This window comes from Pseudomonas sp. PK-RTE-24, from assembly GCF_054052265.1.
Genome location: NZ_CM133224.1, coordinates 1109891 through 1122449 on the forward strand (window position 1 = coordinate 1109891; position 12559 = coordinate 1122449).

Consider the following 12559-nt stretch of genomic DNA (forward strand, 5'->3'; position numbering starts at 1 on the left):
AAGCGTCCGGCTGCCGTGGCTGGCAGCCGGGGAAACCTGACCTACAAGGCCGCGTCGATTTTCTTGGCTGCGTCGTCGCTCACCCATGCGTGCCAGACTTCAGGATGTTCCTTGAGGAAGATTTTCGCCAGTTTTGCCGACTCGATGCGTTCCTTGGCCATGCGGCCGAGGTTCTGATTGAGCAGGTCGATCGGCAGGTTGACCTTTTCCAGCACGGCGACCAGTTCCGGGGCTTCGTCGTGGAAGGTTTTCGACAGGCCGACCTTGATGCTGACGGTCTTGTCGACGCCGGGTTTCTCTTCCAGTTTGACTGCATCGATCTGGCCCATCAGCGGAGTCGGCGACCAGTAGTAGAAGAGGATCGGCTCGCCACGCTTGTAGCTCGACAGCACCGCTGCATCCAGCGCGGGGCCTGTGCCCGGACGGAAGTTGGTGTAACTGTTTTCCAGGCCGTAGCTCTTGAGCATTTCGCTGTTGTCGAGCTCGCAGGTCCAGCCGGCCGGGCAGTTATAGAAGCGGCCCTTGGACGGCTCTTCAGCGTCCTTGAACACGGCGGAATACTTGCCCAGATCAGCGATGTTTTTCAGGTCCGGGGCTTTCGCCTCGAGCTTGCGCTTGGCGTCGCCTTCGATCACGTAACGCGGCACGTACCAGCCTTCGACCGCGCCCACCACCGGTGCGCCGACACCGATGACCTTGCCGGCCTTCTCGGCCTTGTTCCAGACCTCGCTACGGCCGACCCACTCTTCGGCAAACACTTGAATATCGTTACTGCTCAGGGCGTTTTCCATGGTGATGGAATTGCCCGGCAGGCTGTCGGTCTTGCAGCCGTAACCTTTCTCCAGCACCACTTGCAGCACGTCGGTCAGGAGCATGCCGCTTTCCCAGTTCAGCCCGGCAAATTTCACCGGTTTGCCCGATTCGCACCAGCCGGCGGCTTGCGTCGCGCCGGCACTGGCCAACAGGCCCATGGACAGCAATGTGGTCAGCAGGGTCTTGTTCGATTTCATTGTCGTGACGCTCCTAATCATGAATGGGCTTACGGCAGTTCAAGAGGCATCCAGCCTGGTCCACGTCCAGATCAGGCCTGCGCCGCAGCGCGACCGGCCCCGCTCGTTTTTGCTTGTAGGGTGCTGTTCTGCTCGACCGGCAGAATCAGGCGGTCGGGCACTGCGCTGTGCCATTTCTTTGCGCAGAAGTAATAGACGGCGGCCGGCAGCACCAGGCCGATGATCCAGGAAATGTCGACATCACCGAGGGCGGCCACCAGTGGGCCGGTGTAGAACTTGGTCGAGATGAATGGCAATTGCACCAGCACGCCGAACACGTAGACGCTGATACCGAGCAGGTTCCAGCGGCCATAGCGACCGTCCGGATCGGCCAGCGCCGGCACGTCGTAACGCTCGCGGGTGATGCAGTAGTAGTCGACCAGATTGATCGCGCTCCACGGGGTGAAGAAGGCGAGCAGAAACAGGATGAACGACTTGAACGCACCGAGGAACGAGTGCTGCCCGAGCAGGGCAATCAGGGTTGCCGCGCCGACGATGAACAGCACGAACACCAGCCGTTGCATGCGGGTCACCGTCAGGTGTCCTTTGAAGCCACTGATGATGGTGGCGATGCACATGAAGCTGCCGTAGGAGTTCAAAGTGGAGATGGTCACCTTGCCGAACGCGATGCTGAAATACAGCAGCGCGGCAGTGGCGCCGGTACCGCCGAGGCCGACGATGTAGGCGACTTCATGGCCAGCGAATTGACCGTTGGCCGACGCGGCGGCAAATACACCGAGAACCATCGCGACTTGCGCGCCGATCACCGAACCTGCGCCAGCGGCGAAAAAGGTTTTCACCGATGAAGTGGTGCTCGGCAGGTAGCGTGAATAGTCCGCCACATACGGGCCGAAAGCGATCTGCCAGGACGCCGCCAACGACACCGCCAGCAGAAAGCTGCTCCAGCTGAAGTGGCGGATTTGCAGGAGTGCACCGACGTCGGTCTGGCTCATCAGCCGCCAGAACAGGAATACGAAAGCGATCACGCCAATCACACTGGCGACGCGGCCGATCCAGTGGATTACCCGGTAGCCAAGCACCGTGACCAGCACGATGACGCTGGCGAAAATCAGGATGCCTACACTGTCGCTGACATCGAACAACTGGCCCAGCGCCTGCCCGGACAGCACCGTTCCGGTGGCGGTGAAGCCGAGATACATCAGGCACACCAGCACGATCGGAATCGCAGCGCCATAAACGCCGAATTGCACACGGCTGGAGATCATCTGCGGCAAGCCCAGTTTCGGCCCTTGCGCGGCATGCAGCGCCATTACGCCACCGCCGAGCAATTGGCCGATCAACAGACCGATCAGCGACCAGAACACATCACCGCCGAGCACCACGGCCAAGGCCCCGGTGACGATCGCGGTGATCTGCAGGTTGGCGCCCATCCACAGGGTGAACTGACTGAACAGACGACCGTGTCTTTCCGCTTCCGGGATGTAGTCGATCGAACGCCTTTCGATCAACGGAGTACTGCCTGCACGTTCGTTGTTAACCGCCATGATTCAACCTCTGTGGATTGCTATTCGGGTTCACTGAAATTCCTCTGTGGGAGCGAGCCTGCTCGCGAATCGGTGTATCAGGCACAGCAGTAGCGACTGACACGACGCCTTCGCGAGCAGGCTCGCTCCCACATAAAACCAGAGCGTGTTACCCGCCAGTGATCATCGGCAGATTCAGCCCCTGCTCTTTCGCGCAGTCGATGGCGATCTGGTAACCGGCATCCGCATGGCGCATGACGCCGGTAGCCGGGTCGTTGTGCAGCACGCGAGCGATGCGCTCGGCGGCTTCATCGGTACCGTCGCAGACGATCACCATCCCCGAATGTTGCGAGAAGCCCATGCCGACACCGCCGCCGTGGTGCAAAGACACCCAGGTCGCGCCGCTGGCGGTGTTCAGCAGCGCGTTGAGCAACGGCCAATCGGAGACGGCGTCGGAACCGTCCTGCATCGATTCGGTTTCGCGGTTGGGGCTGGCCACCGAGCCGGAGTCGAGGTGATCGCGACCGATCACCACGGGGGCCGACAGCTCACCGCTACGAACCATTTCGTTGAAGGCCAGACCGAGCTTGGCGCGCTGGCCCAGACCGACCCAGCAGATACGTGCCGGCAGACCCTGGAAGCTGATGCGCTCGCGGGCCATGTCCAGCCAGTTGTGCAAATGCGCGTCGTCCGGGATCAGCTCTTTGACCTTGGCGTCGGTTTTGTAGATGTCCTGTGGATCACCCGACAGCGCCGCCCAACGGAACGGGCCGATGCCACGGCAGAACAGCGGACGGATGTAGGCCGGCACGAAGCCCGGGAAATCGAAAGCGTTTTCGACGCCTTCTTCTTGGGCCATCTGGCGGATGTTGTTGCCATAGTCGAAGGTCGGAATGCCCTGCTTCTGGAACTCCAGCATGGCTTTGACGTGCACAGCCATCGACTGCTTCGCGGCTTTGATCACAGCGGCTGGTTCGGTCTTGGCGCGGGCGCGGTATTCGTCCCAGCTCCAGCCGGCCGGCAGGTAGCCGTTGAGCGGATCGTGGGCGCTGGTCTGGTCGGTGACCATGTCCGGGCGCACGCCGCGCTTGACCAGTTCCGGGAGGATTTCCGCCGCGTTGCCCAGCAGCGCGATGGAAATCGCTTTGCCTTCTTTGGTGTATTTGTCGATGCGCGCTAAAGCGTCGTCGAGGTCTTTGGCTTGCTCATCGACGTAACGGCTCTTCAGGCGGAAATCGATGCTGACCTGCTGGCATTCGATGTTCAGCGAGCAGGCGCCGGCCAGGGTGGCGGCCAGCGGTTGCGCGCCGCCCATGCCACCGAGGCCGGCGGTGAGCACCCAGCGGCCCTTGAGGTCAGCGTTGTAATGCTGGCGCCCGGCTTCGACGAAGGTTTCATAGGTGCCCTGAACGATGCCCTGGCTGCCGATGTAGATCCAGCTGCCGGCGGTCATCTGGCCGTACATGGCCAGGCCTTTGGCGTCGAGTTCGTTGAAGTGTTCCCAGCTCGCCCAGTGCGGCACCAGGTTGGAGTTGGCGATCAGCACGCGCGGCGCGTTGCTATGAGTCTTGAATACGCCGACCGGCTTGCCCGATTGCACCAGCAGGGTTTCGTCGTCATTCAGGTTGGTCAGGCTCTCGACGATCTTGTCGTAGCACTCCCAATTGCGTGCGGCGCGACCGATACCGCCGTAGACCACCAATTCTTTCGGGTTCTCGGCGACTTCCGGGTCGAGATTGTTCATCAACATGCGCAGCGGCGCTTCCGTCAGCCAGCTCTTGGCGGTCAGCGTGTTACCGCGTGCGGCGCGGATCTGCACGTCACGAAACTTGTTGCTGTTCTGGGTATTGTCAGTCACGAAAAAGACTCCTCAGCGATCAATTCAAACCAACCCTGGCAGTGGGCCGCAGCCTGCGCGCTGTGCTGCGCGACAAGCGAATCAGTGGACGCTGCGGAGAGTCTCGACCGACTCATACGCATACGTCTTTACTTGTACATACAAGCATATGCAATCAAGCGGCCAACTTGCTGGAGGAGTGTTCAGGAAAAATCAGGGGTAGGGCTGGAGAGCGCCTGAATCGAGGGTTCTGGCGTGAATGAAATTTTCTTCGCAGTTATTTTGGGGAGGTTGGGATTGGCTACGACAGCGTGGTTTTGCGCCACGCTGGGGCGTTCGGTAACAAGTTGGTGCGTGGAGGGAAACAAGAGTGGGGATGGCTTTTGTGGCGAGGAGATTTATCCCCGCTGGGCTGCGCAGCAGACCGCTTTTTTATTCAAGAATGGGGCCGCTTCGCGACCCAGCGGGGATAAATCCCCTCGCCACAGGGGTGTGTTCAGTTGTGGAGGAGTTCGATCACGCAGCATGCGGCGTTGGTGGAGACTTCGACCAGCCCGCTGTTGCCGTCCAGCTGCAGGCAATCATGCCGACCGAGCTGTGAAACGCCGTCGCCTACACGCACGTCCATCCGCTCACTGACACTGAACACCAGCACTGTCGATGCCGAACTGAAGAACCGCTGCTCGCCGGCCAACCACTGCAACCGCGCGCTGTAACGTTGCGGCGCGTAGATCAGATTGAAGTCGCGAATCGCACCGCCGAGCAAGGTGCAGGACACCCGACTTTCGCCGCTGAAGGCGAACGGGTCCAAGGGTAACAGTGGACGGGTAGCGTCACCGTCGACGCACAGAGTCATGCCGTCGCCCTGCAACACGGTGATCACTCGCTGGTAACCGGCGAATGTCGAGAAACCGCCCGATTCGGCGATGTCGGCAATTGACAGGCGCCAGCCGAAACCGTCCAGGCCAGCGCCGGCATCGCGAGTGATTTCCTCGGTGCTGCCGCCGCCGTTTTTCCACGGCATGCGCGGGTAGCCTTCGGCGCGTAAAACCTTTATCTCATTCATTTGTGAAAGCGCCCTTCCAGACGATGGCGGGAACCCGGGTGAATCAAACGTGCCGCCGTCACCGGTTGACGCCCCGACCAAGTCCGCCGACGGATCAGCAGACACGGCTCGCCCTTTTCGATCTGCAGCAACTTGCACTCCGACGGCTCGGCAAGAATCGCTTCGACCACGTGCTCGCCCTCGGTCAGCGGCGCGACCTGGTTGAGATAGGCATAAGGCGTTTGCAGGGTGAAATCCTGCTTGAGGTATTCCGGCGCGACCAGGGCGTTGACGAAACGGTCTTCGATTTGCACCGGAATGCCGTTTTCGTAATGCACGATCAGCGAGTGGAAGACCTTCTGGCCTTCGCGCATGTCCAGCGCCAGCGCGCGTTCGGAACCGGCGGCCTCTTCTTCGAGGGTGATGACCTGGCAGGTATGGCGATGGCCTCGCGAGGCGATTTCATCGGCGATGTTGTGCACCTCGAACAGCGCGGACTGGCTCTTCGGTTCGGCGACAAACGTGCCCACGCCTTGCATGCGCACCAGCAGGCCATCGGCGGTCATCTCGCGCAGGGCGCGGTTGATGGTCATGCGGCTGAAGCCGAGCTGGCTGACCAGTTCGCTTTCGGACGGCACGCGGTAGTGCGGCGGCCAATTACCGCTGTCGATCTGCTGGGTGATCATCTGTTTGACGCGGGCGTACAAGGGCGCCGGACTGTCGCCCATGTTCGCGGCCAACGGAGAAACTGGAGGCGGAGTCGGCACGGTTGATCCCTGTTCATTGGATGAAAGTGACTAGCTTGCCGGAGTTTACCGGGCAGGCAAACGTCTGTATATGTATATACAAATAACACACGATGGGGTGCCGAACGATGTCCGCCTTCTTTGCCGAACGCGCACTGCTGCCTAACGGATGGGCCAACAATGTACGTCTCGAGGTCAGCGCCGATGGCCTGTTGACCCGAATCCAGGCCGATTCCAGCGCAGACGAAGCCGAGCGGCTGCGCGGGCCGTTACTGCCGGGGATGCCAAATCTGCACTCCCACGCCTTCCAGCGTGCCATGGCTGGACTGGCCGAAGTGGCCGGCAACCCCAACGACAGTTTCTGGACCTGGCGCGATCTGATGTACCGCCTCGTCGGAAAAATCAGCCCGGATCAGCTCGGCATCATCGCCCGTCAGCTGTACATCGAAATGCTCAAGGCCGGTTACACCTCGGTCGCCGAATTTCACTACGTGCACCACGACAGCAACGGCCAGCCGTATGCCGATCCTGCCGAACTGGCACTGCGTATCAGCCAGGCCGCCAGCGAAAGCGGCATCGGTCTGACCCTGCTGCCAGTGCTCTACAGTCATTCCGGATTCGGCGGGCAGACGCCAAACGATGGCCAGCGTCGCTTTATCAACAGCACTGAAAACTATCTGAATCTGCAAGCGCGGTTGCAGCCATTACTGGCGCAGCAAAAGGCGCAATCGCTGGGCCTGTGTTTCCACTCGCTGCGGGCGGTGACGCCACAACAAATCAGCGAAGTGTTGGCGGCCAGTGACAAACAATGCCCAGTGCACATACACATCGCCGAACAGCAAAAGGAAGTCGACGATTGCCTGAGCTGGAGCGGTCGTCGTCCGCTGCAATGGCTTTATGAGAATACTGAAGTCGATCAGCGCTGGTGTCTGGTCCACGCAACCCACGCCAACCCGGAAGAGGTCACGCTGATGGCCAACAGTCGCGCGATCGCCGGGCTGTGCCTGACCACTGAAGCGAATCTGGGTGACGGAATTTTCCCGGCGGTGGATTTTCTTGCCCAGGGCGGGCGCATGGGCATTGGCTCCGACAGCCATGTGTCGCTGAGCGTGGTGGAAGAATTGCGCTGGCTGGAATATGGCCAGCGCTTGCGTGATCAGCGGCGCAATCGCTTGTATGGCGCGCAGCAGCCGATGGTCGGTCGCACACTATATGACGCCGCGCTGGACGGCGGCGCGCAAGCGTTGGGGCAACCGATTGGTGCGCTGAAAGTGGGCAAGCGCGCGGACTGGATTGTCCTGGACGGTAGCGATCCGTATCTGGCGACGGCTGCGGGGGACGGGATTCTCAATCGCTGGTTGTTCGCCGGCGGCGATCGCCAGGTGCGCGATGTGCTGGTCAATGGTCAATGGGTGGTGCGTGATGGCCGGCATGCTGGCGAAGAGGAAAGCGCCCGAGCCTTCACCCAGGTCCTGCGCGATCTCTTGGGCTGACCCAAAACCAAACTGTGGGAGCGAGCCTGCTCGCGAACGCGGTGTATCAGTCAATATTCATGTCGACTGATACACCCTCTTCGCGAGCAGGCTCGCTCCCACATTTGATTTGTATAGCGGCTTAATTGGAGGTCTTGGCCATCTGCCGATCCGACGCCCGCCAGATCAGGCGTGTGGTGTCGTAACCCTGTTGACGCGCCTTGCTCAGCAATTCTTCACGCACTACACCGTTGACGGTCGGTGTGCGTGACAGCAGCCACAAGTACTTGCGACTCGGATCGCCGACGATGGCGGTCTTGTAATCGTCGCTGACATACAACACCCAGTACTCGCCCTTCGCCACACCCGGCAGCAGGCGCGAGAACCAGTTATCGAATTCGACCCAGAGCTTATCGGTCTTGCCCGGCACTTGTGGATAAGCCGTGCCCCTGGCTTCTTCCCACTGCCACTCCGGGGTCAGGCAACGGTTGAGCACGCCGACATTACCGTCAGGCTTGAGGGTGTAATGGGCTTCGGATTGCGCGCAGTGGCGCTGGAAGTACATCGGCAAGCGTGCCAGTTCATACCAGGTGCCCTGATAACGCTTGAGATTGACGCTGTTGACGGTCTTGGGCGCCAACGGGTCGACGCCGGAAGTGGCGCAGCCAGCCAGTACCAAGCCAGCAAAAAGGATCAGCAATAACCGCTTCATTTTTTTCTCCGTGGGCGCGAAGCCCCGGTTTACTTCAGGCCTTGGCCGGAAAACATCAGCACTTTGTCACCGGCGTATTGCACGCTGATAAAGCTGTTCTTGTCGCCCCAAGTGCAGCTGGACATACCGAGCGCGCCCGAGCAATCGGTGGGCTTGCCGAGAAGGGTTTCCACTTCGGACTTGGCCATGCCGGCCGAGAGCTTGGAGTAGTTTTCCTGATTGACCTTGCTGCATGCGGCCAACAGCACGCAAAACGACAGCAGGGCGATAGATCGCAGCGACATGGTGAAACTCCTGGAACGAGGGGGGATGGCATGGTGCCAACCAGAAGCTTAGAAGAGAAAAGTGTCATCTGGTTCCGTGACCGAACGCCTATTTATCAGCCCGCCCGTCCGGCTTTTGTCGGTAAATCAAAAACTTTGTGAAGCCGTCGAGCATTTCGTCGACTTTCCCTGCAAACGCCTAATCTTTGGCGCGGCGCGGTCGAAATAAGAGCAGCGCAACGCTGCCGAATATGGCAAATTGCCGCCCTTTCCTGACCAGCCCCTTCGCGGTAGTTCATTCGATGACCAGAAACATGAAATTCAGCCACAAGATTTTGCTGGCTGCTGCCCTTGTGGTGGCCGTTGCGTTCGCCTGTTTCATCCTCTTCAACGACTATCGCCAGCGTCAGGCCTTGAGCAGCAGCACCGAAGCGACCATGCAGGAACTGGGCAGCCTGACCACCAGCAACATCCAGACCTGGCTGGAAAGCCGCATTCAACTGCTGCAATCGTTGTCGCAGCAAGTCGCCGTCGACGGCAACGCGCCCGCCAGCCTCAAGCGCATCATCGACCTGCCCGCCTACACCGGCAATTTCCAGCTCAGCTATTTCGGTGGCGCTGACGGCGTGATGTTCTCGGTGCCGGCCGGCAACCGTGCGCCGGACTACGATCCACGCGCGCGCGGCTGGTACAAAGCGGCCAACAGCGCACAACAGACCATCGTCACCGAACCGTACATCGCCGCTTCGTCGGGCAAACTGGTGATCACCGTTGCCACGCCGGTGCAGCGTCAGGGCCAAATGCTCGGCGTGGCCGGTGCCGACATCGATCTGACCAGCGTCAGCGCGATCATCAACTCGCTGAACTTCGGCGGCCACGGTCATGCATTCATTGTCAGCGCCGAAGGGAAAATCCTGATTCACCCGGACAGCAAGCTGGTGCTCAAAACACTGGCCGAGGCTTATCCGAACGGTGCGCCCAAAGTCAGCCCGGGCCTGAAAGAAGTCGAGTTCGACGGCAAGACCCAGCTGATCTCATTCACCCACGTCAACGGCGTGCCATCGGCTGACTGGTACGTGGCGCTGGTGCTCGACAAAGACACCGCGTTCTCGATGCTCAGCGAATTCCGCACCTCGGCACTGATCGCCATGGTCATCGCCGTGTTGATCATCATCGGACTGCTCGGCATGCTGATTCGCGTGCTGATGCAACCGCTGCTGACCATGGGCCGTGCGATGCATGACATCGCTGAAGGCGAAGGCGATCTGACCAAACGTCTGGTGATTCACGGCAATGATGAATTCGGCGCGCTGGGTACGTCGTTCAACCGCTTCGTCGAACGCATTCATACGTCGATCCGCGAAGTGTCCTCGGCCACCGGCCAGGTCAACGAAGTCGCCCTGCGTGTGGTCGCTGCCTCGAACTCGTCGATGTACAACTCCGACCAGCAGGCCAGCCGCACCAACAGCGTCGCCGCCGCGATCAATCAGCTCGGCGCCGCCGCTCAGGAAATCGCCCAGAACGCCGCGCTCGCCTCGCAGCATTCCAGCGATGCGCGCAGCCTCGCGGTCGACGGCCAGCAGGTGGTGGATAAAACCATCCACGCCATGCAACAACTGTCGGCGAAGATCAGCGATTCCTGCGGCAATATCGAAACGCTGAACAGCAACACGGTGAACATCGGCCAGATTCTCGAAGTGATCACCAGCATTTCCCAGCAGACCAACCTGCTCGCACTCAACGCCGCCATTGAAGCCGCGCGTGCCGGTGAGGCCGGACGCGGTTTCGCCGTGGTCGCCGACGAGGTGCGCAACCTTGCGCACCGCACCCAGGATTCGGCGCAGCAAGTGCAGAAGATGATCGAAGAGCTGCAGGTCGGCGCACGCCAGGCGGTGAGCATCATGACCGAGAGCCAGCGCGAGAGCGAAAGCAGCGTCGGCATCGCCAACCAGGCCGGCGAGCGCCTGGGCAGCGTGACCCAGCGCATCGGCGAAATCGATGGGATGAACCAGTCGGTAGCCACCGCGACCGAAGAACAGACCGCCGTGGTCGAGTCGATCAACGTTGATATCAACGAGATCAACACGCTGAATCAGGAAGGCGTGGAGAACTTGCAGGCGACGTTGCGCGCGTGTTCGGACCTTGAGCAACAGGCGGCGCGGTTGAAGCATCTGGTCGGCAGCTTCAGGATCTAAGCTGCAGCCTCAGGCCTCTTCGCGAGCAGGCTCGCTCCCACAGTGGAATGCATTTCAATTGTGGGAGCGAGCCTGCTCGCGAAAGCGGCATAAGCCGCACTGAAGATTCAGAATCTTGAGCCGGGCCTGGACAGGAACTCCAATTCCTCAGACGTAGACTCCCGCCCCAACACCGCATTGCGATGCGGAAACCTTCCAAACCGGGCAATCACCTTCTGATGCCGCTCGGCGTAGTCCAGGTTATCGGCAAACACCGCCCGCTCCGACTCTGGCTGCTCAGCCACCAATTCAATAAATCTGGAAACGGCTTCGTTCTGCACCGCGAGGTTTTCGCAGTGTTCGAACACCAGATAAATGAACACACGCTGAATCGGCTTCAACTGCCGATCAAAATCTGCCGCAATGCCTTGCGCGACAAGTTTCTGTGCAAGCAGATCACCGAAAAAGGCTTTGGGAGTGTCGCGATAAATCATGCGCGGCAGCTGATCGAGCAGCAGCACTACCGCCAGCCAGCCTTCGGGACATTGCGTCCACTCAGTCAATTCGCCGGCCAGGGCCTGATCGACAAAGACCCCGAAACGCGTCTGCGCTTCGAGGTCTTGGCTGTTTCGCTTGCCGAACCACAACTTGCCCTTTTCGGCCGCCACTTCGCTGGCTGATTCGGCGTGTCCGAACCACCAGTCGAGCAACGGCTGCCAGGGCGCGTGCATGGTTTATTCCTTGTGGTAGGCCGTGGCGCGGGCGACTTCTTCTTTCGAACCGAGGAACACTGCAACGCGCTGGTGCAGGCCTTCCGGCTGGATGTCGAGAATGCGCTGGTGACCGTCGGTGGACGCGCCGCCGGCTTGTTCGACAAGGAACGACATCGGGTTGGCTTCATACATCAGGCGCAGCTTGCCCGGTTTCGACGGCTCGCGGCTGTCGCGCGGGTACATGAACAGACCGCCGCGGGTCAGGATGCGGTGTACGTCGGCAACCATCGCCGCGACCCAGCGCATGTTGTAATTCTTCTTCAACGGACCTTCTTCACCGGCCAGCAGCTCGCCGACATAGCGCTGTACCGGGGCTTCCCAGTGGCGCTGGTTGGACATGTTGATGGCGAATTCCTGGGTGGTTTCCGGGATGGTGATGTCTTCGTGAGTCAGTACGAAGCTGCCCATTTCGCGGTCCAGGGTGAAGCCTTTGACGCCGTCACCCAGGGTCAGCACCAGCATGGTCTGCGGGCCGTAGATGGCGTAACCGGCGGCCACTTGCTGGGTGCCTGGCTGCAGGAAGGCTTTTTCGTTCAGCGGCTCGTTCTGGCTCAGGTATTCGTTCGGGCAACGCAATACCGAGAAGATCGTGCCGACCGGGGCGTTGATGTCGATGTTCGACGAGCCGTCCAGTGGGTCGAAGACCAGCAGGTATGCGCCTTTCGGGTATTTGCCCGGGATCTGGTAGGCGTTGTCCATTTCTTCGGACGCCATGCCGGCCAGGTGACCGCCCCATTCGTTGGCTTCGAGCAGGATCTCGTTAGAGATCACGTCGAGCTTCTTCTGCACTTCGCCTTGCACGTTCTCGGTGCCCATGCTGCCCAGAACACCACCCAGGGCGCCTTTGGACACGGCGTGGCTGATCTCCTTGCAGGCACGCGCCACCACTTCGATCAAAAAGCGCAGATCGGCAGGAGTGTTGTTGCTGCGGGTCTGCTCAATCAAATAGCGACTCAAGGTAACGCGGGACATGGACGGCTCCGGTGGAATGGGGGGCGGAAAAC

Annotated in this window: 11 protein-coding genes and 1 pseudogene; 3 read left to right on the forward strand and 9 right to left on the reverse strand. The window is 60.4% G+C overall.

Features of this window, described 5'->3' with window-relative positions; genetic code table 11:
- Positions 1-41: 41 nt before the first annotated feature.
- The 5 genes from ACV8MC_RS04850 to hutC all read right to left on the reverse strand — a co-directional run bounded on the left by ACV8MC_RS04850 (position 42) and on the right by hutC (position 6143).
- Complete coding sequence (locus tag ACV8MC_RS04850; protein WP_130887639.1) at positions 42-1010, reverse strand: ABC transporter substrate-binding protein; 969 nt, start codon at positions 1008-1010, stop codon at positions 42-44.
- 71 nt (positions 1011-1081) lie between these two features.
- Entirely contained in the window at positions 1082-2554 is a 1473-nt protein-coding gene (locus tag ACV8MC_RS04855; RefSeq protein WP_252879278.1) for a purine-cytosine permease family protein, read from the reverse strand.
- A 148-nt stretch (positions 2555-2702) separates the two neighbouring features.
- Positions 2703-4391, reverse strand: coding sequence for a urocanate hydratase (gene hutU, locus ACV8MC_RS04860; protein ID WP_016772090.1), 1689 nt, complete (start codon positions 4389-4391; stop codon positions 2703-2705).
- A 475-nt stretch (positions 4392-4866) separates the two neighbouring features.
- The gene (locus tag ACV8MC_RS04865) at positions 4867-5436 is read right to left on the reverse strand and encodes a HutD/Ves family protein (RefSeq protein WP_457264624.1); all 570 of its coding nucleotides are present in this window, start codon (positions 5434-5436) and stop codon (positions 4867-4869) included.
- Positions 5433-6143 (reverse strand): histidine utilization repressor, encoded by a 711-nt coding sequence (gene hutC / locus ACV8MC_RS04870; protein WP_162999786.1) that lies wholly within the window; start codon positions 6141-6143, stop codon positions 5433-5435. The genes ACV8MC_RS04865 and hutC overlap by 4 nt, the downstream gene beginning before the upstream one ends.
- A 146-nt stretch (positions 6144-6289) precedes the next feature.
- Here hutC and ACV8MC_RS04875 point away from each other — a divergent pair, with 146 nt between their 5' ends.
- A complete protein-coding gene (locus tag ACV8MC_RS04875; RefSeq protein WP_457264625.1) occupies positions 6290-7654 on the forward strand; it encodes a formimidoylglutamate deiminase in 1365 nt (454 codons plus the stop codon).
- A gap of 121 nt (positions 7655-7775) precedes the next feature.
- On the opposite strand, the gene ACV8MC_RS04880 is transcribed toward ACV8MC_RS04875, so the two are convergent.
- A complete protein-coding gene (locus ACV8MC_RS04880) occupies positions 7776-8345 on the reverse strand; it encodes a lipocalin family protein (RefSeq protein WP_041477540.1) in 570 nt (189 codons plus the stop codon).
- A 29-nt stretch (positions 8346-8374) separates the two neighbouring features.
- Positions 8375-8629 carry a hypothetical protein gene (locus ACV8MC_RS04885; RefSeq protein WP_016772095.1) on the reverse strand — a complete coding sequence of 85 codons (255 nt, stop codon included), beginning with the start codon at positions 8627-8629 and terminating at the stop codon, positions 8375-8377.
- Positions 8630-9045: 416 nt separating this feature from the next.
- Here ACV8MC_RS04885 and ACV8MC_RS04890 point away from each other — a divergent pair.
- Positions 9046-9897, forward strand: a pseudogene (locus ACV8MC_RS04890) (cache domain-containing protein); the annotation flags it as partial.
- Positions 9898-10038: 141 nt separating this feature from the next.
- Positions 10039-10803 carry a methyl-accepting chemotaxis protein gene (locus ACV8MC_RS04895; protein WP_371915145.1) on the forward strand — a complete coding sequence of 255 codons (765 nt, stop codon included), beginning with the start codon at positions 10039-10041 and terminating at the stop codon, positions 10801-10803.
- A gap of 107 nt (positions 10804-10910) precedes the next feature.
- Here the strand turns inward: ACV8MC_RS04895 and ACV8MC_RS04900 are convergent, their stop codons facing one another.
- Both ACV8MC_RS04900 and ACV8MC_RS04905 read right to left on the reverse strand, forming a co-directional pair.
- Positions 10911-11513, reverse strand: a complete 603-nt coding sequence (locus ACV8MC_RS04900; protein WP_305382021.1) for a DUF924 family protein — start codon at positions 11511-11513, stop codon at positions 10911-10913.
- Between the two features lie 3 nt (positions 11514-11516).
- Positions 11517-12527, reverse strand: coding sequence for a class 1 fructose-bisphosphatase (locus tag ACV8MC_RS04905; RefSeq protein ID WP_016772098.1), 1011 nt, complete (start codon positions 12525-12527; stop codon positions 11517-11519).
- Positions 12528-12559 lie beyond the last annotated feature (32 nt).